At 64.8% G+C, this 23280-nt stretch carries 20 protein-coding genes; 11 read left to right on the plus strand and 9 right to left on the minus strand.

Going from position 1 to position 23280, the window contains the following annotated elements; translation table 11 throughout:
• Nucleotides 1-76: 76 nt before the first annotated feature.
• The 5 genes from lysW to ACNO8S_RS15400 form a co-directional block, all read right to left on the minus strand.
• Nucleotides 77-241 carry a lysine biosynthesis protein LysW gene (lysW, locus tag ACNO8S_RS15380; protein ID WP_004959888.1) on the minus strand — a complete coding sequence of 55 codons (165 nt, stop codon included), beginning with the start codon at nucleotides 239-241 and terminating at the stop codon, nucleotides 77-79.
• A 165-nt stretch (nucleotides 242-406) separates the two neighbouring features.
• Entirely contained in the window at nucleotides 407-1933 is a 1527-nt protein-coding gene (gene argH / locus ACNO8S_RS15385) for an argininosuccinate lyase (protein ID WP_050037274.1), read from the minus strand.
• Between the two features lie 4 nt (nucleotides 1934-1937).
• Complete coding sequence (locus ACNO8S_RS15390; protein WP_420182238.1) at nucleotides 1938-3206, minus strand: argininosuccinate synthase; 1269 nt, start codon at nucleotides 3204-3206, stop codon at nucleotides 1938-1940.
• A gap of 397 nt (nucleotides 3207-3603) precedes the next feature.
• The gene (locus ACNO8S_RS15395; RefSeq protein WP_191907461.1) at nucleotides 3604-4392 is read right to left on the minus strand and encodes a hypothetical protein; all 789 of its coding nucleotides are present in this window, start codon (nucleotides 4390-4392) and stop codon (nucleotides 3604-3606) included.
• A gap of 137 nt (nucleotides 4393-4529) precedes the next feature.
• Nucleotides 4530-5624, minus strand: a complete 1095-nt coding sequence (locus tag ACNO8S_RS15400; RefSeq protein WP_064288548.1) for a helix-turn-helix transcriptional regulator — start codon at nucleotides 5622-5624, stop codon at nucleotides 4530-4532.
• A 157-nt stretch (nucleotides 5625-5781) separates the two neighbouring features.
• Here ACNO8S_RS15400 and ACNO8S_RS15405 point away from each other — a divergent pair, with 157 nt between their 5' ends.
• The 5 genes from ACNO8S_RS15405 (at nucleotide 5782) to ACNO8S_RS15425 (ending at nucleotide 11633) form a co-directional block, all read left to right on the plus strand.
• A complete protein-coding gene (locus tag ACNO8S_RS15405; RefSeq protein ID WP_014041693.1) occupies nucleotides 5782-5970 on the plus strand; it encodes a DUF7554 family protein in 189 nt (62 codons plus the stop codon).
• Nucleotides 5971-6009: 39 nt separating this feature from the next.
• A complete protein-coding gene (locus ACNO8S_RS15410; RefSeq protein WP_371726985.1) occupies nucleotides 6010-6519 on the plus strand; it encodes a 2'-5' RNA ligase family protein in 510 nt (169 codons plus the stop codon).
• A gap of 188 nt (nucleotides 6520-6707) precedes the next feature.
• Entirely contained in the window at nucleotides 6708-7130 is a 423-nt protein-coding gene (locus ACNO8S_RS15415) for a PPC domain-containing DNA-binding protein (RefSeq protein WP_014041695.1), read from the plus strand.
• A gap of 1 nt (nucleotide 7131) precedes the next feature.
• Nucleotides 7132-11325, plus strand: a complete 4194-nt coding sequence (locus ACNO8S_RS15420; RefSeq protein ID WP_420182239.1) for a DNA-directed DNA polymerase II large subunit — start codon at nucleotides 7132-7134, stop codon at nucleotides 11323-11325.
• A 92-nt stretch (nucleotides 11326-11417) separates the two neighbouring features.
• Nucleotides 11418-11633 (plus strand): hypothetical protein, encoded by a 216-nt coding sequence (locus ACNO8S_RS15425; protein ID WP_014041697.1) that lies wholly within the window; start codon nucleotides 11418-11420, stop codon nucleotides 11631-11633.
• 33 nt (nucleotides 11634-11666) lie between these two features.
• On the opposite strand, the gene serA is transcribed toward ACNO8S_RS15425, so the two are convergent.
• The gene (gene serA / locus ACNO8S_RS15430; RefSeq protein WP_420182240.1) at nucleotides 11667-13253 is read right to left on the minus strand and encodes a phosphoglycerate dehydrogenase; all 1587 of its coding nucleotides are present in this window, start codon (nucleotides 13251-13253) and stop codon (nucleotides 11667-11669) included.
• 148 nt (nucleotides 13254-13401) lie between these two features.
• Nucleotides 13402-13569: a DUF7556 family protein gene (locus ACNO8S_RS15435; protein WP_014041699.1), complete on the minus strand. Its 168-nt coding sequence runs from the start codon at nucleotides 13567-13569 to the stop codon at nucleotides 13402-13404.
• A 373-nt stretch (nucleotides 13570-13942) separates the two neighbouring features.
• On the opposite strand from ACNO8S_RS15435, the gene ACNO8S_RS15440 reads away from it, so the two are divergent.
• From ACNO8S_RS15440 to ACNO8S_RS15455, 4 genes are all read left to right on the plus strand, one after another.
• The gene (locus tag ACNO8S_RS15440) at nucleotides 13943-14788 is read left to right on the plus strand and encodes a CBS domain-containing protein (protein ID WP_014041700.1); all 846 of its coding nucleotides are present in this window, start codon (nucleotides 13943-13945) and stop codon (nucleotides 14786-14788) included.
• Nucleotides 14785-16521 carry a glycine--tRNA ligase gene (gene glyS / locus ACNO8S_RS15445; protein ID WP_420182241.1) on the plus strand — a complete coding sequence of 579 codons (1737 nt, stop codon included), beginning with the start codon at nucleotides 14785-14787 and terminating at the stop codon, nucleotides 16519-16521. Before ACNO8S_RS15440 ends, glyS begins: the two co-directional genes overlap by 4 nt.
• Entirely contained in the window at nucleotides 16522-17121 is a 600-nt protein-coding gene (locus tag ACNO8S_RS15450; RefSeq protein ID WP_420182242.1) for a dolichol kinase, read from the plus strand.
• Nucleotides 17122-17188: 67 nt separating this feature from the next.
• Nucleotides 17189-19699: a DEAD/DEAH box helicase gene (locus ACNO8S_RS15455; RefSeq protein WP_420182243.1), complete on the plus strand. Its 2511-nt coding sequence runs from the start codon at nucleotides 17189-17191 to the stop codon at nucleotides 19697-19699.
• A 6-nt stretch (nucleotides 19700-19705) separates the two neighbouring features.
• Here the strand turns inward: ACNO8S_RS15455 and ACNO8S_RS15460 are convergent, their stop codons facing one another.
• Nucleotides 19706-20515 (minus strand): Sjogren's syndrome/scleroderma autoantigen 1 family protein, encoded by an 810-nt coding sequence (locus ACNO8S_RS15460; RefSeq protein WP_420182244.1) that lies wholly within the window; start codon nucleotides 20513-20515, stop codon nucleotides 19706-19708.
• A 127-nt stretch (nucleotides 20516-20642) separates the two neighbouring features.
• On the opposite strand from ACNO8S_RS15460, the gene mdh reads away from it, so the two are divergent.
• Both mdh and ACNO8S_RS15470 read left to right on the plus strand, forming a co-directional pair.
• Complete coding sequence (mdh, locus tag ACNO8S_RS15465) at nucleotides 20643-21557, plus strand: malate dehydrogenase (protein ID WP_014041705.1); 915 nt, start codon at nucleotides 20643-20645, stop codon at nucleotides 21555-21557.
• Between the two features lie 274 nt (nucleotides 21558-21831).
• Entirely contained in the window at nucleotides 21832-23094 is a 1263-nt protein-coding gene (locus ACNO8S_RS15470) for an RNA-guided endonuclease InsQ/TnpB family protein (protein ID WP_420182245.1), read from the plus strand.
• 55 nt (nucleotides 23095-23149) lie between these two features.
• Here the strand turns inward: ACNO8S_RS15470 and ACNO8S_RS15475 are convergent, their stop codons facing one another.
• Nucleotides 23150-23275 carry a hypothetical protein gene (locus ACNO8S_RS15475; protein ID WP_255359479.1) on the minus strand — a complete coding sequence of 42 codons (126 nt, stop codon included), beginning with the start codon at nucleotides 23273-23275 and terminating at the stop codon, nucleotides 23150-23152.
• Nucleotides 23276-23280 lie beyond the last annotated feature (5 nt).

Raw genomic sequence — 23280 nt, forward strand, 5'->3', positions numbered from 1 at the left:
CTCCGTGGGTTCGCGGCTCGCAGCGTCGAGCGCCACGGTCACGTACGGCGCCGAGCGCCGCGCCACCGCGAACACCTCACTCACCCCAGTCCTCTTCGAGCTCGGGTGCGCTGTCGAGCTCGACAGGGTCGGCGCCAACGACTTCCAGTTCGGCACCGCAGGTGGCACAGTCAACGATCTCTCCGACTTCGAGGTTGTCGTGCAGGGACACGTCCGCCCCGCACTCGATGCATTCTGCCATTGTAGTTCATCCTGTGACAGGGATCCACTTAAAGCCTTCGAACATATCAGAATAGTTTAACAAGATATACTGCCTTCTAATCGTATCAAAGCTCCAAATCCGCCACGTTTCCGAATCGTGTATCAGAAGTATGGTATAATTGTCCCGCGAGGGGACGGTGGTCGGTCAGACATATCGGTCCACCTCCGTCTGGCGGCGGTCAGCCGCCTGTGAAACCGCTTGCCAGCGGTCAGTCAGTGCCTCGCTGTCGGCGGCGAGTGCGTCTTCGGCTACCGACACCTGCTCGGCGACGGCGTCGGGGGCCGGGCCACCGCGAGAGTCCCGCATCGCGACACTTTCCGCTGGGTCAAGTGCGTCCTCCAGCGCGTCGCGGTCGACGTAGGCTGACAGAGGCTCGCCCAGCACGTCCTCGGCGACGGCCGACAGTGCCTCGTAGTCGGGCGCGTCTTCCTCGGACCCCAGACCGGCGGCGGCCTCGGCAACGACCTCGTGGGCCGTGCGGAACGGCACACCGGCCATCGCCAGCAAGTCCGCCACGCCAGTCGCCGTCGCAAAGCCATCAGTGGCTGCGGCTTCGAGCGTCTCGGCAGGCCAGTCAGCGGTTGCGACCGCGCCCGCGGCGACTGCCACGCTCTCGGTGACGCTGTCGATGGCGTCCCAAGCGTGGCGACCGGCGCGCTGCAGGTCGCGGTTGTACGCCCGGGGCTGGCCCTTCAGATTGGTCAGCAGGCCGTTCAGCCCGGCGACGGCGTCACCCGTCCGACCGCGGACCAGCTCCAGCGTGTCGGGGTTCTTCTTCTGGGGCATGATCGAGGAGGTCGAGGCGTAGTCGTCGTCGAGGGTGACGTGGCCCTTGCTCGCCATCACGACCACGTCCTCGGACAGCCCCGACAGGTTCGTCGCCAGCGTCGCGACAGCGCTGGTCGTCTCGACGAGGAAATCCCGCGTCGCCGAGGCATCCATCGAATTCTCGGCGACGCCCTCGAACCCGAGCAACTCGGCCGTGCGCTCGCGGTCCACGTCGAAGGGCGTCCCGGCGAACGCGGCCGACCCGAGCGGGTTCTGGTTGACGCGCTCGTAGGCGTCCAGCAGGCGCGCGGTGTCGCGCTGGAGCGCCTGCTCGTAGGACAGCACCCAGTGGGCGACCGTGGTCGGCTGGGCAGGCTGGAGATGCGTGTAGCCCGGCATCACCGTTTCGCGCTCGGCACGAGCCACCTCGATGAGTTGCTCGCGGGCACCGACGACGGTCTCGACGAGGTCCAGAACGTCTTCGCGCAGGCGGTAGCGGATGCAGGCCGCCACCTCGTCGTTGCGCGAGCGAGCGGTGTGCATCTTCCCGCCGTCCGGGCCGACGCGCTCGATGACCGCACTCTCGATGGCTTCGTGGACATCCTCGCCGTCGGGCAGCGCACCGTGGCCCGCGTCTTCCACGTCCGCGAGCGCGGCCAGCACGTCGCCGGCCGTCTCGCGGTCGATGATCTCCTGTTCGGCCAACATCACGACGTGGGCGCGGTCGACGGCCAGGTCGGCCGCGAAGATGCGCTCGTCGTCGGACAGCGAGGAGAGGAACGACCGGGCGGGCCCGCCCGCGAAGCGGTCGCGGCGGACGACCGTCTCGCCGCTTCGGTCGGCGTCGCCCGCTGTGGCCGCGTGGTCCGCGTCCGCCGTCTCGTGGTCCTCGCCGTCGCTCATTCGCTTACTCCTCCGTGTCCTCAGTCGCGGCGTCAGATTGGTCGCCGCTGCCGTCCGTTACGGCAGCGCCCTTCTTCGCGTCGTCGAGGATCTTGTTCGCGAGGCGGGACTGGAAGCCGTGGTACTTCGCAACGCCGGTGGCGTCTTGCTGGGTGATCCCGCCGGAGACGTCCTCCTCGTTGAACGAGGCCGCCGACTCGCTGTAGACGGCGTAGTCGGACTCGCGGGAGACCGGGCGGCAGTGACCGCCTTCGAGTTTGACCGTGACGGTACCGGTGACGCGCTCGTTGGTGTCGTCGATGAACGCTTCGAGCGCCCCCGTCAGCGGCGCGTCGACGAGGCCCTGGTAGGCCTTCTGGGACCACTCCTGGTCGACCTGGGCCTTGAACTGGCGTTCCTCTTGTGTGAGCACCAGCCCTTCAAGCGCCTCGTGGGCCGTCAGCAGGACGGTGGCCGCTGGGTGTTCGTAGTTCTCGCGGACCTTGAGCCCGAGCATGCGGTCTTCCATCATGTCCGTGCGGCCGATGCCGTGGGCACCTGCCTGCGCGTTGAGTTGCTCGATGAGTTCGACGCCGCCGAGTTCGTCGCCGTCGATGGCAACCGGAACGCCGTCCTCAAACTCGACTTCAACCAGTTCGGCGTCCTTGTCGGAGGGATTGTCGGTCCACTTGTAGATGTCGTCGGCTGGGATAGTGCTCGGGTCTTCGAGTTCGGAGCCCTCGATGGAGCGGCTCCAGAGGTTCGTGTCGATGGAGTAGCGGCCGCCGTCGCCGCCCTCGACGGGCAGGCCCTTCTCCGCGGCGTACTCGTTTTCCCACTCGCGGGTCAGCCCGAGTTCACGCACCGGCGCGATGACATCGAGATCGGAGTCGCGCCAGACAGCCTCGAAGCGCAGTTGGTCGTTGCCCTTGCCGGTACAGCCGTGGGCGACGGCCGAACAACCCTCTTCCTCGGCGACTGAGAGAATGGCCTTGGCGATGACCGGGCGCGCGAGGGCGGTTCCGAGCGGGTAGCCCTGATAGTCGGCGTTAGCCTTGACGGCCTCCATACAGAGGTCCGCGAACTCCTCGGTGGCGTCGACGACGTGCTGTTCGACGCCCAGCGCTTCGGCGGTCTCCTCGGCCTCCTCGAACTCGTAGTCGGGCTGGCCGACGTCGACGGTGACGCCGATGACCTCGTCGTAGCCGTACTCTTCTTTCAGCAGCGATACGCAGACTGTCGTGTCGAGCCCGCCCGAGAAGGCGAGCGCGACGGTTCCGTTTCCTTCTGGCATGGATGTGTTCTGAATTGGTTCCGTGGTGTGCCTGTCGGTTTCTCGATCGAACAACAGATCGAGTATCCCATCGAACCGACGACGACGGCGTCTAGCGGCGAAACGAACCTGTCGAATGAAGAGTAAGTAGTAGTGGGCCTAGAAACGGCCCGGTCGTCGTCGTGGGGAGAAACGGAGGGACCCCTCGCTGTCCGCAGCGAGCATCGTGGAGCGAGAGGTCCGCTTCATGTACTTTCTGCTGTGTGACTCGGGTACTAATAGTTTCCGTGTTCACAGTGGCGTGTGTATGGTCCCCAGACACATGGACACAGTAGCCATCGCGTCGCCCGTAGCGGCCAGTAGCGACACGCAGACCGCTGTGTGACGAGGTTAAACAGTATCTTCGACTTCTTTTGTGCTATTGGCCAGCGTCGACAGTGTCGGACCCGACGTCGGTCGGCGGCTCAGTTTCACCGCCATCGGTGGCCGTCTCGTTGGCCGGCGTGGCATCGATATCGTCTGTCCGTTCACCTGCCTGAGTTCGTTCCCGCTCGACCCCGGGACGGTCGTCTGCCTCGGAGCGGTTCACCGCATCGCCGCCACGGTCGCTGGCAGCGTCAGGTCGAGCCTGCTGTCCGACGTTCGGCCCGGCGATACCCTGTGCGATAGCGGCGACGTCCGGACCACTCAGTTCGCTCGCGCGCTGTGAGAGGGTCTTGATTGCCGCCGCGTCGACGCCCTGCCTATCCAGGGCTTCGGCGGGGAGCTGGCTGGCGGTTTCGTTCGTTTCGTTAGCCAGTCGCTGGACGTTCTTCGTTTCGGCGTGGAGCTGTGCAGCCTTCGCCCGGTACTCGCCCTCCCTCATCGAGCCGTTCTCGCGGGCCTCGGCGAGCGCCTGCTTGCGCTGTTGGAGTTCCGCGAGCCGGGCCTCGGAGTCGTTCACCTGGTCGGCGACGACGGACGCCTTCGCGTCGTCAGTGTTCGCCTGCGCGATGCGGACCCCGAACGTCCGGGACTGGACCTCACCGTCAAGTTCGGCTTCCTGCACGCTGACGACGCCCGCCAGCTGTGCGCCGGGGGGCGTCGCGTTCTCGTCGGCCTGTTCGGTCACCGTTTCAGTCTCCTGTGCCATCGTCGCGGCGGGCACCGCGGCGAGCGTGCTCACCACGAGCACGACTGCCAGCAATACCGGAGTGGCTCGTCTCATTATAGCCGTTACTTGACCACCGAACACCCTATAAATAGGAGTCAGTGATGCCGGGTTAGCGCCGATTAAGCCGAATTAAAACCGCCCGACAGCAGTGATATGAGACGGCAGATTCCAGTAAACGGTCGGTTCCTTTATCACTGGGTTTCGCCGCCGCTGTCGGCTCCGTCGCTCCCGTCACCCTCCCCACCAGTCACGTCGGTGTCCGGCAGCGTCACCACGTTCTCGCGGCCGATGCGGAACGTCTCGACTTTGTCTTCGTCGCGCAGGCCCCCGATGACCTGACTCGTCTTGGCGTCGGTCCAGTCAAGTTCGCCGGCCACCTGCTGCTGTTTGAGCCGCCCGCCGTTGGATTCGAGCAGTTGCAGGACCTGCTCCTCGTTGCTCAGGAGTTCGGCCGGTGGTGCGCCAGCGTCGGCGTCCGTCACGGCGGCCGGCTCCGCTTCAGACTCGTCCGAGTCGACCATCGACGCCGGCGGTTCGGCCGGCTTACCGCCGCCGAGCACGCCGTACCGGCGAAGGGCATACGCTGCGGCGGCGATACCGACCAGCGCGAGGAGTCCGCCGACGAGGAGTCCGTTCGATTCGTCCTCCCCGTCAGCGGCGTCCCCCGGACTGACGACCACTCGCGGCTCGTTTTCCCCGAACGTCTGCTGGCCGCGCCAGGTGACAGAGGCGTTCTCCCGTTCGTCGGCCTGTGGCGCGACGGAGTCAGCCTGATAGTCCGCCGGCCAGCGCACGGTCAACGAGGTCTCGCTGTCCAGAAACAGCCCCGAGAGCGCGTCGCCGATTTCGATGCGGTCGCCGGAGACGCCGGCGAAGTTCGTCCACTGGAACCGATAGGTGATGACGCCGTACGTCTGGCCGAACGTCTCCTCGCGCGCGCTCACGGTGACGTTCTCGATGGCCATCTCGCGGCCGGTCGTGTTTTCGGCTGCCCCGGCAGTGTCCTGCATCCGGTTCTCGAAGCGGTCCGTGTACGCCGACGGGTTGGCCTGAATATCCGTCCGCAGGTCCTCGAATGCCTGCGTTGCGTTATCGTCGTCGAGTCGAATTCGGTAGGCGACCGTCCAGTCGGCCGTTCCATCGGAGTCCACGTCCGCCGTCATCACGACCACATCCGCGTCGACGGACTGCTGGCCGAGGCTGCCGAAACCGACTCCGGTCGCTGTCGGTACAAGCAATGCTATCGCGACGAATACGACTACTAGCGTTCCAGCGCTCCGGCCCATCCTACCGCGGCTATCCCCTCACCAGGTATATCGTTTATTGCCGATTGTGTGAACTGATAGTCAGGGGCCTTACATCCCAGGCAAGTTTGGTGGTTGGACTGGATCGCCTGCCCCCATGGCCACAAGGGGTTTGCCCCGCGAGGGAATCCTATCGAGCATGGACAGAGCCAAACTCGACGTGGACACTCTGCTGAAGATTGTCCTTGTCCTCATTGTGGTCTGGCTAGGGCTCGAAGTGCTCGATACAGCGCTCGGGCTGTTGACCGGCCTGCTCGGCATACTACAGCCGTTCCTCGGCGTGATTCTGATCGTCCTCATCGTCCTGTGGCTGCTCGACCGGCTGTAGGACCGCGCTCTTTTTGCCCACAGCGGACGAGCGCCCACTGTGTACAGCATCAACGTCCCGCTCCCGTCGGCAGTCACGTCGCTGGCGGCCGACCTCGCGGCGGACCTGCCGCTCGCACAGCGGCGGGGACGGGGCGATCACACGCTGGTCGCCAAGCGACTGGGCGGCGGCGACCACACGGCCTACGCACGGCTGGAAGCGCAGGGACGTGAGGCGCTTCGCGGCCAGTCGGCGTTCGAGGCGCGGATTTCGGGCGTCGAGCAGTTCGAGACGGCCGTGACCGGTCCATCACCGGTGGTGTATCTCGCCGTCGAGAGCCCGGGGCTTGTCGCCCTGCACGAGCGGCTCTGCGAGCGGGTCGACCCGGTCGACGAAATGGAGGGCGACGCGTACGTCCCGCACGTAACCGTCGCCCGCGGCGGGGACCGCGACGCGGCCGCTCGGCTGGTCGAGCGGGACATCGAGCCGATCCGGTGGACCGTCGACGAACTCTCGTTCTACGACGCCGACCGGAACCATCCGGTCAGTCGGGTGTCGCTGCCGGGATAACGCCGGTCGGTCGTCTGTCCCGACACAATGGCGAACAGGCGGCACGGGTCGGTCCCGGCGCGGTGTGCCGCGCAATCGCTGAGCGCGCCGGGTCGTGGCTACGTCACGGCGGCGGTAATCCCGGCCTCGGATATAAACGGTCGCACCGAAAGCAACGCTTTTGGAGCGGCCTGCCATCGAGTACGTATATGGATTACCGGGAAGTCGACAGTACGTCCGAGTACGTCTGCCGACTGGCACACGGCGCGGACTGGCGGGGCGAAATCGAGGCCTTCGCGGACGAACAGGGCATCGACGCCGGCTTCTTCTACGGGCTCGGGGCGGTCCAAGACGCGGAGCTCATGTTCTACGACCAGGACCGGACCGAGTACGACTCGGTGACCTTCGACGAACCGCTGGAAGTCGCCGCCTGTATGGGCAACATCTCGCAGCTGGACGGGGAGCGGTTCGCCCACACCCACGCCGTTCTCTCACGGCCCGACGGCGAAGCGATTGCCGGCCACCTGAACGCCGGCACCGTCTGGGCGGGCGAACTGTACGTCCGCGGATTCGATACAGAGCTCAAGCGGGAGCACGACGAGCCAACCGACCTGGACCTCTGGAATATCTAAGATGCGAGAGGCCGACGAACAGTACTTCGAAACGCTGGAAACACAGCTCGAAGCCGCCTTCGACGTCGCCGAGCGGGCCAAAGAGCGCGGCGGTGACCCGAAGCCGGAGGTCGAGATTCCAACCGCGCGCGACATGGCAGACCGGGTCGAGAACATCCTCGGCATCGACGGCGTTGCCGAGCGGGTTCGAGAGCTGGAGGGGCAGATGTCCCGCGAGGAGGCCGCGCTGGAACTGGTCGAGGACTTCGTCGAAGGGACTGTCGGCGACTACGACAGCCGCGAGGGGAAAGTCGAAGGCGCGGTCCGGACCGCCGTTGCCCTGCTGACCGAGGGCGTCGTCGCCGCACCGATCGAGGGCATCGACCGCGTCGAACTGCTGGAAAACGACGATGGGACGGAGTTCATCAACGTCTACTACGCCGGCCCGATTCGGTCGGCTGGCGGGACCGCGCAGGCGTTGTCGGTGCTGGTCGCCGACTACGCCCGCGCACTGCTGGGCATCGACCAGTACAAGGCCCGCGACGACGAGATCGGGCGCTACGCCGAGGAGATCGATCTCTACGACAAGGACACCGGGCTGCAGTACTCGCCCAAGGAGAAGGAGACGAAGTTCATCGCCGAGCACATGCCGATCATGCTCGACGGCGAGGCGACCGGCGACGAGGAAGTCTCGGGCTATCGGGACCTCGAACGCGTCGACTCGAACTCGCCGCGCGGCGGGATGTGTCTGGTACTGGCCGAGGGGATTGCCCTGAAAGCGCCGAAGATCCAGCGCTACACCCGGAACCTGGACGAGGTCGACTGGCCGTGGCTGCAGGACCTCATCGACGGGACCATCGGCAAAGACGAAGCCGACCAGGCGGACGGCTCGGACGATGCGGACAGCGACGACGGGAGCGAAGGAGCGAACGAGGACAGCGAAGACGAGAGTGACGAGCAGGCCGGACCGCCCCGCGTCGAGCCAGCCGACAAATACCTCCGGGACCTCATTGCCGGCCGGCCAGTGTTCTCTCACCCGTCGAAAGCGGGCGGATTCCGGCTTCGTTACGGGCGGTCACGTAACCATGGCTTCGCGACCGCCGGCGTCCATCCGGCGACGATGCATCTCGTCGACGACTTCCTCGCGACCGGGACCCAGATCAAGACCGAGCGGCCGGGGAAAGCCGCTGGCGTCGTCCCGGTCGACACCATCGAGGGACCCACCGTCCGCCTGGCCAACGGGGACGTGCGCCGCATCGACGATGCCGAGGAGGCGCTGGAAGTGCGCAACGGCGTCGAGAAGATACTCGACCTGGGCGAGTACCTGGTCAACTACGGGGAGTTCGTCGAGAACAACCACCCGCTCGCGCCGGCCTCTTACACTGTCGAGTGGTGGGAGCAGGACCTCAATGCCGCGGGCGCGGACGTGCAGGCGATGCAGGACTCGCCCCACGTCGACCTCGCCGACCCGAGCGCCGAGGAGGCAATCGAGTGGGCGACCGACTACGACGTGCCGTTGCACCCGAAATACACCTACCTCTGGCACGACGTGAGCGTCGACCAGGTGTGCGCGCTCGCCGACGCCGTCGAGGACGCACAGGTCGCACAGGCCGACGGGGCGTACGCCGACCCAGAGGCGGAGGCTGACGACACAGCGGGCGAGACGTACAGCGACGACGGCGCGCTCGTCCTGCCCCGCACCGATGCCGTCCAGCGGACGCTGGAACACCTCCTCGTCGAGCACACCCAAGACGACGACAGGATTACCGTCACCGACTGGGTGCCGCTGGTGCGGACACTCGGGTTCTCCCGCTCGTTAGAGCGGGACTGGACGCCTGCGGACCTCTCCGAGCGCGCCAAGACCTACGGCGAGAGCGAGTCGCTCGACGCAATCGGGGTAGCCGAGGACGCCGAACGCGAAGACGGCCAGAACGCAATCGAGGCAATCAACGAAATCGCGCCGTTTCAGGTCCGGGAGCGAGCCCCGACCCGCATCGGCAACCGGATGGGTCGCCCCGAGAAATCCGAGCGGCGGGACCTCTCGCCGGCCGTCCACACGCTCAGCCCCATCGGCGAGGCCGGTGGGGCACAGCGGGACGTTGCCAAGGCGACGAAACACGCCGACGGGATGAGCGACACGCCCGGCCACGTCGAGGTGGAGATCGCCCGCCGGCGCTGTCCCGACTGCGGAACCGAGACCCACCAGGCGGGCTGTCCCGACTGTGGCGGCACCACCGAACCGGTGTACGTCTGTCCCGACTGCGAGGCCGAGGTCGAACGCGACGAGTCCGGCCGCGCGGAGTGTACGCGCTGTGAGACGCTCGCCTCGCCGACCCAGTACAAGGTACTCGACCTGCAAGAGGCCTACCGCGATGCCCTGCAGAACGTCGGCGAGCGCGAGACAGCCTTCGAGCAACTGAAAGCGGTCAAGGGGCTCACCTCCGAGGAGAAGGTCCCGGAGCCGATGGAGAAGGGAATCCTCCGGGCAAAACACGATGTCTCGGCGTTCAAGGACGGGACAGTGCGCTACGACATGACGGACCTGCCGGTGACGGCGGTTCGGGCCTCGGAACTGGACGTCTCCGCCGAGCGGCTCCGAGGGCTGGGCTATACGGAGGACATCCACGGCGATCCGCTGACTCACGATGACCAGCTGGTCGAACTGAAGGTCCAGGACATCGTCCTCTCGGACGGCGCGGCCGAGCACATGCTCCAGACCGCTCGCTTCGTCGACGACCTCTTAGAGCAGTACTACGGGCTGGAGCGGTTCTACGAGTTCGACGACCGCGAGGACCTCGTCGGCGAACTCGTCTTCGGGATGGCCCCCCACACCAGCGCGGCGACGGTCGGGCGCGTGGTCGGCTTCACCTCCGCCGCCGTCGGCTACGCGCATCCGTACTTCCACGCCGCCAAACGCCGGAACTGCTTCCACCCGGACACGCGGCTGTGGTACGAAGACGAGAATGACGACTGGGAGTACGGGACCATCGAGGAACTGGTCGAAAACCGACTGGATGACCCCGACGAGGACGACTTCGGGACGCTCGTTCAAGAGTTAGACGGCGACCTCACCGTGTCGTCGCTGGGCGAGAACGGTCCCTGTCGCCAGCCCGTCGACGCCGTCTCGAAACACCCCGCGCCGGACCACCTCGTCGAGATTTCCGTCGGCGACCGAACCCTCAGGGTTACGCCCGACCACACGATGCTCCGTGCCGGCTCCGATGGGATTGAGGAAGTCCCGGCGGGCGACCTGACTGCCGGCGACGAACTCCCTGCCTACGATGGCGGCGAGACGACCACGATGACGGCACGCGGCGAGGCCTCGACGGCAGCAACCGACGGCGCAGCCCCGACAGACACCGTCGAGACTGTCGAGTACGTCGAGAGCAACGTGGACCACGTCTACTGTCTCACGGTCGCCGACACGCACCGCGTTGCCGTCGAAGGAACCTATGTCGGCCAGTGCGACGGCGACGAGGACTGCGTAATGCTCCTGATGGACGGCCTGCTGAACTTCTCGAAGTCCTACCTCCCGAACCAGCGCGGCGGACAGATGGACGCCCCGCTGGTGATGTCCTCTCGCATCGACCCCAGCGAAATCGACGACGAGGCCCACAACATGGACATCATGGAGAGCTATCCCCGGGAGTTCTACGAAGCCACCCGCGAGATGAAAGACCCGACCGAGGTCGAGGACGTGATGAAGATCGCCGAGGAGACGCTGGGGACCGACCGCGAGTACACCGAGTTCCGCCACACCCACGACACGGCGAACATCGCCGCCGGGCCGGACCTCTCGGCGTACAAGACGCTCGGGTCGATGGAGGACAAGATGGACGCCCAGCTCGAGATTTCCCGGAAGCTCCGGGCCGTCGTCGAGAGCGACGTGGCCGAGCGCATCATCGAGTACCACTTCCTGCCGGACCTCATCGGGAACCTCCGGGCGTTCTCCAGGCAGGAGGTCCGCTGTCTGGACTGCGGGGAGTCGTTCCGCCGCGCGCCTCTGACCGGCGACTGCCGAGAGTGTGGCGGCCGCGTCAACCTCACCGTCCACGAGGGCTCGGTCAACAAGTACATCGACACGGCCATCCGCGTCGCCGACGAGTTCGGAGCCCGCGACTACACGAAACAGCGGCTCAAGATCCTGGAACGGAAAATAGAGTCGGTGTTCGAAAACGACCACAACAAGCAGTCAGGTATCGCGGACTTCATGTGAGCGATAGCGTCACCCGGATTCATCAGGGTGACAGACGAGCGCGTGACGGCCGTCCGACGGGTGTTTTTGGCCGTGGCGGTCCTGTCACGGGTATGGCCTCGTCCCGCGATTCAGCGCCGCCGTTCGACTCCGGGGACCGGTCGGGCTCCCCGTCACCATCGTCCCGACAGACGCCCAGTACGATCTATCAGATACAGATCGCGCTGCTGCGCTCGCAGGTGGCGACACTCGAAACCGCGCTCGAACAGGAGCGCGAACACCGCCAGGCCGTCGTCGACCGGTACGAGCGCCTTATCGACGGCAAATAAACTGCGACTGGCTTTCGAAAAATTCCGCTGACGTTACTCGTCGCCGAGTTCGACGTAGGTGGTCTCGATGATGCGACTGTCGCCGTTGAGTCGCTCGATGATGTCCTGTGGCGGCTGTTCGTCGAGGTTGTAGACGGACAGGGCCTCCCCGCCGATAGTCTCGCGGCCGTTGAACATCCCGGCGATGTTGATGTCGGCCTCGCCCAGCACGGTCCCGATGAACCCGATAGTGCCGGGCTCGTCGCGATTGCGGACGACCAGCATGTGCCCGTGGGGGACGGCCTCGATGCGGTGGTCGTCGATGCGGACGATACGGGGCTCCTCGCCGCCGAACTGGGTCCCACAGACGGAGACGGATTCCTCGCCGTCGGAGACGGTGACGGTGATGAGGCTCTGGTAGTCCTCGGAAGAGCGGGTCTTGGACTCGGTCACGTCGATACCCCGGTCCTCGGCGATCTGCGGGGCGTTGACGGCGTTGACCTGGAGATCCGACGGGGCGAACACCCCTTTCAGTGCGCTGGCGGTGACGTACTCCACGTCTTCCTCGGCGATGTCGCCAGCGTAGGTGACCTGCACTTCGGACATGTGACCGCCGAACAACTGCACGGCGATGCGACCGGCAGTATCGGCGAGGTCGAGGTACGGCCCGACCTGCTTGAACGTCGCCTCGTCCAGCGACGGCGCGTTCAGGGCGTTAGCGACGGGCTGGCCGTTGGCCGCGGCGATGATCTGGTCGGCCGTGGAGGTGGCCACGTTCTCCTGTGCCGCTTCCGTCGACGCGCCCAAGTGGGGCGTGACGATGATGTCCTCGACGTCCAGCAGCGGGCTGTCGTCCGGCAGCGGTTCCTCGCCGAACACGTCGAGCGCTGCGCCCTTCAGGACGCCGTCCTCGACGGCTTCGGCCAGGGCCGGCTCGTCGATGATGCCGCCGCGGGCACAGTTGACGACGTAGCCGCCTTCGAGTTCGGCGAGCTCTTCCTCGCCGATCATGTTCTCCGTCTCGGGGGTCAGCGGCGTGTGGATGGTGATGAAATCGGACTTGGCGAGACAGTCGTCGAGCTCGTCGACGAGTTCCGCTCCGAACTGGTCAGCGCGCTCCTGGCTGATGTACGGGTCGAACGTGACGATGTCCATGCCCAGGCTGCCGAGTCGCTTGGCGACCTGCTGGCCGACGCGGCCGAAGCCGACGACGCCGAGCGTCTTGTTGTTGACTTCCGTGCCGAGGAACTCGCCTTTGGCCCACTCGCCGCTTTTCAGGCGGTCGTGGGCCTGTGGAATGGAGCGAGCCGTGGCAAACGCCATCGCGACGGAGTGTTCTGCGGCGGCGCGGACGTTGCCCTCGGGGGCGTTGGCGACGATGACGCCGTGGTCCGTGGCGGCGTCGATGTCGATGTTGTCCACGCCGATGCCGGCCCGGCCGACGATGATGAGGTCGGGCGCGGCCGCAAACACTTCCTCGGTGACTTCGGTGCCCGAGCGGACGATGAGCGCGTTCGCGTCGGCCACCGCGTCGAGGAGCGCGTCGCCCTCGACCTGGTAGGCTGTTTCGACATCGTGGCCTGCCTCACGGAGCCGCGTGAGACCGGCATCAGCGATAGGATCCGTGACGAGTACCTTCATACCGAATCGAACTTACTGGGGCGGCATAACGCTTGTTTTCTCCGTCCGAACGACTGCGTGCGGACACTCGGGACGGAGCGCCCGCGCCGCTGATAGGGTATCCTGCTTGGTGGGACCGTCAGCGAAAATCGAACCGACAGACAGCGGCCTATCGCCAGGCCGGGAGCGAGGCAGCGTCCGCGAGCGGGGTTGTGAGATAGGCGTCGTCTCGGGTCACGTCAGCGACGATAAACTGATCCGTTGGACCCTCTTCGACGGATGCCATGATGTCTCCGTCCGCGACCATCTCAACCGGAGCGACAGTATCCGACTCCATGCATGATAATATGTAACAACCATATAAAAACTTAGCGAAACCCATAGAGGGCAGGAGTATGATCCAGAGCCAACTGTCTGACAATAGTTCGTATCCTGTCAGTACTGGGACGAGATGGTTCGTGACCCAATACGGATAGGGCCTTATATCTCAACCATTAGAGTCTGTCTCCGCAGTTCTATTCATACCCAGATTCAGAATACCAATATGACAGAAGACGTAGTTGTTTCCGGGGCGGTGCAGTCCCTGGGTTTCCGAGATGGCGTCTGCGCGGTCGTCGGCGATAGCCGATGGCCGCCCGGCGTGCTACCCGGATGCCGAAAACGGACGGATGTTAAGGACTTAGTAGATGCGGGAAGGAAGTTCTGGCAGTATGAACGTCGCAGACGCTATGACGCCACGCTCGGAGGTCGTCACGGTCACCATTCCTGGGACCCGTGATGACGCACTGGAGTACCTCCAGGAGCAGGCCTTCTCGTCGGTCCCGGTCATCAAGGAGACCGACGAGGGCGAGGAGTTCAGAGGGATTATTTCACGCGATGCGCTCATCGAGAGCCCCGACGAAGACCAGCTAGCCCTGCTCGTCGAGGAAGTCCCGGCGATCAGCGAGGACACGTCTATCGAAGCTGCCGCGCAGGTGATGGTCGAGGACGGCGAGCGACGCCTTCCTATCGTCGACGGCCAGCTCAAAGGGATCATCACAGTGACCGACGTGATTCGGTCCATCGCCAACGGCGACGTCGACGGCGACAAGATCGTCGGTGATCTCGCCAACCGCGACATCAACTGCGTGTACGAAGGCACGCCGCTGACCGTCGCCGAACGGGAGCTTTCCCACGCGAACGTCCCATACGGCGTCGTGCTCGGCGACGACGGCGACATGTCGGGGATGCTTACCGAGGTCGACATCATCGCGGTCGCCCGCGTCGTCGAGGGCGAGGACGACACCGGCGACTCAATCGCCAATCAGGACGACGACTGGGCCTGGGAGGGCATCAAAGCCGTCGGCGGTCGGTACATGCCCACCCGCAACGTCGAGCTCCCTGCCGAGCCCGTCCGCGAGTTCATGACCGCCGAGGTCGTGACGGTGAACAAGCGCCGCACCGCCGAGGAGGCGGCACAGCTGATGATCGAGCACGACATCGAACAGATCCCGCTGCTGTCGGGTGACGAGCTCACCGGCATCGTCCGGGATATCGACCTGCTGCGAGGCCTATGAGCGAGGGCGAACGCCTCACCGAACTGGCGAAGCGTCGCGGCTTCTACTTCCCCTCGTCGAGTGCCTACGGCGGCGCGGCGGGCTTCTGGACCTACGGGCCACAGGGCGCTGCGCTGAAATCGAACATCGAGGACGCCTGGCGGGACCGCTACGTCGTCAAGGAAGGCCATCAAGAGATCTCAGCACCCGACGTGATGCCCGAGCCCGTCTTCGAGGCCTCGGGACACCTCGACGGCTTCGACGACATGATCGTCGAGTGCGGCGAGTGTGGCGCGACCCACCGCGCCGACCACCTCGTCGAGGACAACACGGACATCGAGGAGGCCGAATCACTCCCCAACGAGGAAGTGATGGACCTCATCGCCGAGCACGGCATCGAGTGTCCCTCCTGTCACGCGTCCCTGGCCGACCAGCCGGTCGACAACTTCAACCTGATGTTCGAGACCAACATCGGTCCGGGGTCGTCGTCGCCGGGCTATCTCCGGCCGGAGACCGCACAGGGCATCTTCGTGGAGTTCCCGCAGCTCTCGGAGTACGCCCGGAATCAGCTCCCCTTCGGCGTCGCACAAATTGGGAAGGCCTACCGGAACGAGATCTCCCCGCGGAAATCCCTCGTCCGCGTCCGGGAGTTCACCCAGGCCGAACTCGAACACTTCATCGACCCCGAGGAAGACGAGCCGCCGCTGGCCGAGGTAGCGGACGTGACGCTCCCGCTGTACTCCGCAGCAGCACAGGAGAGCGAGGACGGCGGCCAGCGCGAACTCACGGTCCGCGAGGCCGTCAACGAGGGCGTCGTCGAGAGCGAGTGGGTCGCCTACTATCTGGGCGTCTCCAGAGAGTGGTACGAGCGCATCGGCGTCGACATGGACCGCTTTCGCTACCGTCAGCACCTCGCCGGCGAGCGCGCCCACTACGCCTCCGACTGCTGGGACGCCGAGAGCGAGGTCGACGGCGACTGGATAGAGATTACGGGCTTCGCCTACCGTGGCGACTACGACCTCTCGAAACACGCCGAACACTCCGGCGAGGACTACACGGTGTTCAAGCAGTACGACGAGCCGATCACCGTCGAACGAGCGACCGTCGACCCCGACATGAGCTACCTCGGGCCGGAGTTCGGCGGCGACGCCGGCGCGGTCGCCGACGCACTCGAAGCGCTGGCCGAGAGGAATCCTGACGCCTTCGATGACGACGAGGTTACCGTCGAGGTTGCTGGCGAGTCCCACACCGTCCCCGTCGAGGAGACGAACTTCAGCGTCGACGAGGTCACCGAGAACGGTGAGCACATCCGCCCGCACGTCGTCGAACCCTCTTTCGGCGTGGGCCGGATCATCTACACCGTTCTCGCACATTCCTACGAAACTGACGAGGTCGACGGCGAGGAGCGGACCTACCTCGATCTCCCGCCGGAACAGGCCCCGACCACGGTCGGCGTCTTCCCGCTGATGGACAAGGACGGAATGGCCGAGCTCGCCACCGATATCGCCGACGACCTCCGGGCCGCCGGCCTCTCGGTCACCTACGACGACTCCGGTGCCATCGGGCGGCGCTACCGCCGGCAGGACGAGGTCGGTACGCCCTACTGCGTCACCGTGGATTACGAAAGTCTGGAAGACGGCGAGGTTACCGTGCGCGAGCGAGACACGACCGAGCAGAAACGGCTGCCCATCGAGGGGCTCGCCGACCGGCTCGAACGGCTCGCAACCGGCGACCTGACCTTCGACGACCTGTAGATGGCCGACGAGGTATCCCGGCGACTCGTCCACGTCACCGGCGCGACGGTCCCGCTCGCGCATCTGCTCCGGCCGGACTTGATTACGTGGCGCGTCGTCCAGGGATTCCTGGCTGTGGCGCTCGTCGTCGTGCTGATTCTCGAAGCCGTACGGCTGACGACCGGCCTGGACTGGGTGGTGTACGACCGGCTCACCCGCGAGTACGAACAGGACAACCCCGCCGGCTACGCGCTGTACATCGTCGGGATAGCCATCGTCGCCTTCGCCGTCGAACTCCCGAGTATGACCGAGACAGTCGCCGTCCCGGCGATGTTGATGCTCGCCATCGGCGACCCCATCAGCGGCCTGCTGGGCTCGGCTGATGCCAGCAACGTCAAACAGGCCTGGGTGCTGCTGGTGATGTTCGGCGTCTGTACGCTGCTTGCGGCCCCGTTCGTTCCGCCTGCCGCCGCCGTGCTTGGCGGTATCGCGGCCACCTTCGCCGACGGCGTCAAGCCCCGTATCGCCGGCTACGTCATCGACGACAACTTCTCGATTCCGGTGCTTGGCGCGCTGGCGATGTGGGTCGGCGTCCAGTACCTGCCCGGAATCGGCCTGTAATCCCTCGCTGTTCACTTTCACCGCGGTATCTGAACCCTTAACCACCGGCGGGACGAACGCGTGGGTAATGGCGACCACCGACGCCGGTGGCGAGCACGTCGAGCGCCCGCTGGTGACGCCGGAGTTCCTGGAGAACCGCCGCTACCAGACTGAACTGGCGGCGACGGCGAGCGGAGACCACACGCTCGTCTGTCTCCCGACCGGGCTGGGCAAGACGACTGTCTCGCTGCTGGTGACCGCCGAACGACTCGATGCCGTCGGCGGGAAAGCACTCATGCTGGCCCCGACGAAGCCGCTGGTCCAGCAACACGCCGAGTTCTACCGCGAAGCGCTCGAAATCGACGACGAGGATGTCGTCGTGTTCACCGGCGAAGTCCGGCCCGACGACCGGGCCGCCCTCTGGGAGGACGCCCGCATCGTCATCGCGACGCCGCAGGTCGTCGAAAACGACCTTGTCGGCAACCGTATCTCCCTTGCCGACGTGACCCACTGCACCTTCGACGAGTGCCACCGGGCGACCGGGGACTACGCTTACAACTACATCGCTGACCGCTACCATGCCGACGCCGAAGACCCGCTTGTGACGGGCATGAGCGCCTCCCCCGGCGACGACGAGGAGGCGATACTCGAAGTGTGTGAGAACCTCGGGCTGTCTGAAGTCGCGGTGATGACCGAGAACGACGCCGACGTGGCAGAGTACACCCACGACACCAGCGTCGACTGGAACCGCATCGAACTGCCCGAGGTCGTCGTCGAGATCCGCGACGCGATCAACGAGGTCATCGAAGACCGGCTGGACCAACTACGGGAACTCGGCGTCACGAACAAATCCTCGGCGGACATCTCCGAGCGCGAAATCCAGCAGATTCAGGGGCAACTGCGGGACCTGATGAACAACGACCAGAGCGAGGGCTACCAGGGGATGAGCTTTCTCGCCGAAATCCGCAAGCTCAGGACCGCCGTCACGTACGTCGAAACGCAGAGCGTCGAGTCCCTGCGGCGGTACTTCGAGCGGCTGAAGGAGGCTGCCCGCTCCTCCGGCGCGTCGAAGGCCGACCAGCGCCTCGTCAGCGAGCCGAAAGTACGGGAGGCGATGCGGAAGGCCAGCGACTACGACGACCTCCATCCGAAGTTCCGCCAAACCCGGATGTTGCTCGCCGAGACGCTGGGCATCGAGAACGGCGAGCGCGTCATCGTCTTCACCGAATCGCGGGACACCGCCGAGACGCTCGTGGACTTCCTCTCGGACCACTTCACGACCCAGAAGTTCGTCGGTCAGAGCGACACCGACGGCAGCGAGGGGATGAGCCAGAGCCAGCAACAGGAGACGCTGGACCGGTTCCGCAACGGCGAGTTCGAAGTGCTCGTCTCGACGTCCGTCGCCGAGGAAGGGCTGGACGTGCCCGAAGTCGACCTGGTGTTGTTCTACGAACCGGTGCCGACCGCGATTCGGGCCATCCAGCGGAAAGGCCGAACCGGCCGACAGGCCGAGGGCCGGGTCGTCGTCCTGCTGGCCGAGGACACCCGCGACGAGGCGTACTTCTGGAAGGCCCGCAACGACCAGAAGCGGATGAAACGCGAGCTGAACGAACTCAAAAGCGTCGCCGGCGAACTGGAGGCCCGCCTCGACCAGACCGGGCTCGACGAGTACGAGGACGGCGAAGGGACCGCTTCGGGTGGAACCAGCGAGGATGAAACCGCAACACGGAGCGGGGATTCCACTCGAAACAAAAGGGGTAGCGGAGCTAACAAGTCAGTCGAGGATGACGATGGCAGTGACGGTCAGGCCGGACTGGACGCCTTCGCAGACGACCCGTCGGAAGCGGCCGAGGTCGACAGCGAAGCGGCCACGGCCAACGAGGAGAATACCGGAACAGGGGACGACGAGGGAACGGTCGCCAGCGCCGGACACGACGACGAGGACGACCCCGTCGAAATCGTCGCCGACCAGCGGGAACTCGACTCGAACATCGCCCGGGACCTCTCGACGCGGGACGGTATCGAGACCCGACTCGAAACGCTGGCCGTCGGCGACTACGTCCTCTCGGACCGCGTGGTCGTCGAGCGCAAGACCGTCGCTGACTTCATGGACACGCTGACCGGCGGCGACCGGTCGATGTTCGAGCAGGTCGGGGACGCCACGCGCAACTACGGTCGGCCCGTCGTCGTCATCGAGGGCGAAGACCTCTTCGGCGCGCGGAACGTCCATCACAAGGCGATCCAGGGCGCGCTCGCGTCGCTCGCGGTCGATTTCGGCGCGAGCGTGCTGCGGACCAGCGACGAGGACGAGACCGCCGACCTGCTGGAAGTCATCGCCGGGCGGGAGCAGGAGGTGGCCGACCGCGAGGTGAGCGTCCACGGCGAGAAACAGTCGAAGACGCTCCCGGAGCAACAGGAGTACGTCGTCGCTTCAATCGCCGAAGTCGGGCCGGTGACCGCGCGCACGCTGCTGGAAGCCTTCGGTAGCGTCGAGGCGGTGATGACCGCCGACAAAGACGACCTGCTGGAGGTGTCCGGCATCGGCGACGTGACCGCCGACCGGATTCGAGAAGTCATCGCCAGCGACTACGACCCGTAGCTCCGCTCAGAACCGCGTCGCGTCCAGCGCTTCCGCCGCTTCTCTCGCTGCCTGCAGATGCTCGCGAGCCTCGCGTGGGTTCTCGGTCGCCGCGGCGCGCTCGGCGAAGCGGTGAACTGTCTCGGCCAGGAGCGCAGACGCCGCATCGAGATTTGCCGCAACGTCACCGGCCCCACCTTCGGATGGCGCGGGCTGTCGAGCGGAAGCGGGGGGGTCCTGTGAACTGTTCCCGGGCTGCCGCTCGGATTCAGTGGTCCGGTCAGCGGGGTTCGGAGCGCCGGTTCGGGCGTTCTGGGCGGGTGAATCGGGCTGGCTCCGGGGTTGTGTGGTCCTATCGCCCCCCGCTTCGGGTGGAGAATGCGATGCGTTCGTCGACGAGTCCGAGTGGGGTGGTTCCTGAGGTGCGGAGGGAGCAGCGTCCGGTGTGGTCTGCCCGTCCGCCGCTCCGTCTTCGGCTGCAGTCTGGTCCGGCTCGTTGCTATCGTCGCCGAACTGGACGCGGGCCTCGTCGCTGGGGGCGGCCATCTCGATGTTGTCCCCGTCGCCCGCACTGTCCGCCGTCTCTTCGTCGCCGTCGTCCGTCTCCGCCCCGTCGGCCTGCGCGTCGCGAGCGACTGGCTTCTGACAGGTCGGGCAGAACTCCTGGCCGTCGTAGCGGAAGATGGGGTCGCCACACTCGCTGCAGTGGGCGTTCGTCATCGTCGCGCCCTTCAACAGGAGCTCACTCATCTGCTCGGTCGCCGCCCGGTTGTCCTCCTCCTGCTCGAATTTCTCGCGGAGTTTCTCGCGTTCGGCTTCCTTGTCGAAATCACTCATACGAGTCACAACGTCACGGGGCTGAAAACAGTTTACGGGTGCGAGACGTCGGTACTGGCTGAACGCTGTGCGGCGGAATCGGGGTTTCGACACGTTTAACGTTCGCGCCCGAGCCTTTCCGAATGGTATGACAAAGGTAAGCGTAGTCGGCGCAGCCGGCACAGTCGGCGCAGCCGCAGGGTACAACATCGCGCTCCGTGACATCGCTGACGAAGTCGTTTTCGTGGACATCCCGGACAAGGAAGACGACACGGTCGGGCAGGCCGCCGACACGAACCACGGCATCGCCTACGATTCGAACACGCGTGTCCGCCAGGGCGGCTACGAGGACACCGCCGGCTCGGACGTCGTGGTCATCACGGCCGGGATTCCCCGCCAGCCCGGACAGACCCGTATCGACCTCGCCGGCGACAACGCGCCGATCATGGAGGACATCCAGTCCTCGCTGGACGAGCACAACGACGACTACGTCTCGCTGACCACCTCCAATCCCGTCGACCTGCTCAACCGCCACCTCTACGAGGCCGGCGACCGCTCGCGTGAGCAGGTCATCGGCTTCGGCGGCCGCCTGGACTCCGCGCGGTTCCGCTACGTGCTGAGCGAGGAGTTCGACGCCCCGGTCCAGAACGTCGAAGGGACAATCCTCGGGGAACACGGCGATGCACAGGTCCCCGTGTTCTCGAAGGTCCGCGTCGACGGCACCGACCCCGAGTTCAGCGACGACGAGAAAGAGCAACTGCTCGGCGACCTGCAGGAATCGGCGATGGACGTCATCGAGCGCAAGGGCGCGACCGAGTGGGGGCCGGCACGCGGCGTCGCGCACATGGTCGAAGCCATCCTCCACGACACCGGCGAAGTGCTACCGGCGTCGGTCAAGCTCGAAGGCGAGTTCGGGCACGAGGACACCGCCTTCGGTGTCCCGGTCCGTCTCGGGAGCAACGGCGTCGAAGAGATCGTCGAGTGGGATCTCGACGACTACGAGCAGGACCTGATGGCCGACGCTGCCGAGAAGCTCTCGGACCAGTACGACAAAATCTCGTAACCCGGCATCGCTCGCAACCGTCGGATTTCGGGACGGCATCCGTCCCGAGCTGTATTTTTCGCCTCGCCAGCGGTGTGAGAGACGTGGCTGTAACTGTGAGTGGCGCTCCCTGACGAACCGTGATCGTTACGGGAAAACGAGGAGAAAGCCTCGCCGTTCACGGCGGGCATGAATCCGACAAATTGGCGTCATGCTACACCCGTAGCTACGGCTGGATATTCCACTATTAGACATCACCCGAACAATTATATAAGTAATAATACTATGCTTACGTGTGTCGAATCAGGTCGTCACTCGGACACTGAAAGCGAGTGTCACTAATCACTCGCAAGTCTCTGACGACCTTGATTCGCATGGCTTCGCCGCCAGCAAACTCTGGAACATCGGGCGATGGACAATCTCTCGTGTTTGGGACGCTATCGACCATATCCCAAGCGCCGACGAACTCTGCTCGTACCTCAAAAATCACGAACGCTACGCGGACCTACATTCTCAGTCCAGTCAACGAGTTCTCCAAGAACTTGGTGAGGCGTTCGTCTCGTGGTACGAGCAGGACGATCCTGACGCGAATCCGCCCGGTTATCGCAAACACGGCGACGAACACCCGCGTTCAACCGTGACGTGGAAAAATAAGGGCTTCAAACTGGATACCGAGTACAACCGCGTTCGTCTCTCAAAGGGCACGAATATGAAGGAGTCTCGGTACGCCGCAGACTACATCCTCTGTGAATACACGATCCAAGCAGACGACCAGACGCTTTCCGATGTTGAAACCGTCCAGACGGTGCGTTCTGTCTGGACTGGCAACCAGTGGGAACTGCATTTCGTCTGCGAAATGCAGATTGAAACGTCGGAGAGTCCCGGCGAGAAGACGGCTGGTGTTGATCTTGGTATCTGCAACACGGCGGCTGTCTCTATCGGTGACGAGACGCTATTGTATCCGGGCAACGCCCTGAAAGAAGATACTCACTACTTCCGTCATGAAGAATACAACACAGAGGGTGAAAACGGCCCGAGCAATGAGGCACAGCGACTTCGACAAAAGAAGTCCCGGCGGCAAGACCATTTCTTGCACGCACTATCGAAAGATATTGTGGAGCAATGCGCCACTCGCAATGTCGGGACGATAGCAATAGGTCATCCGAAAAAGATTCGTGACGACTCTGATTGGGGACGCCACGGGAACAAGCGGCTGCACGATTGGGCGTTTGAAACGCTGTTGAGCCACATTGAATACAAAGCCGAAGAACGCGGCATCAGTATAGAGCGCGTTCCCGAAGGCGGATTAAAAACCTCGAAAACATGCTGTGAGTGTGGCACAGAAGCGGATTCTAACCGTGTTGAGCGTGGGTTGTATGTGTGTTCAGAGTGTGATTTGGTTGCGAACAGTGATCTGAATGCGGCGGAGAATATGCGAGCGACGGTAACTCCGAGTCCGTCACAGGATAGGAGTAACGGCTGTTTGGCACAGCCATGGGTGCGCCTGTTCGATAAATCAACGGGCAGATTACGCCCACAAGAACAGGTTGTCCCGTAGACCACAATATCCCAACGGCAGTCGGGAATCTTCGCCCTTCAGGGCGGAGAGGATGTCAAGCGGGTTCGTCCTGGTCGTCAAGCAAGTCGCTGTCGCGCCCGTCGTCGTCGATATCAGCACCGAGGAGTGACGCCCACTCTTCGAGGTGTGAATCCGATGTCGAGAGTTCTCGGTGGCTCATGGCGT

The organism is Haloarcula sp. KBTZ06, assembly GCF_048595605.1.
Lineage (GTDB): Archaea > Halobacteriota > Halobacteria > Halobacteriales > Haloarculaceae > Haloarcula > Haloarcula hispanica.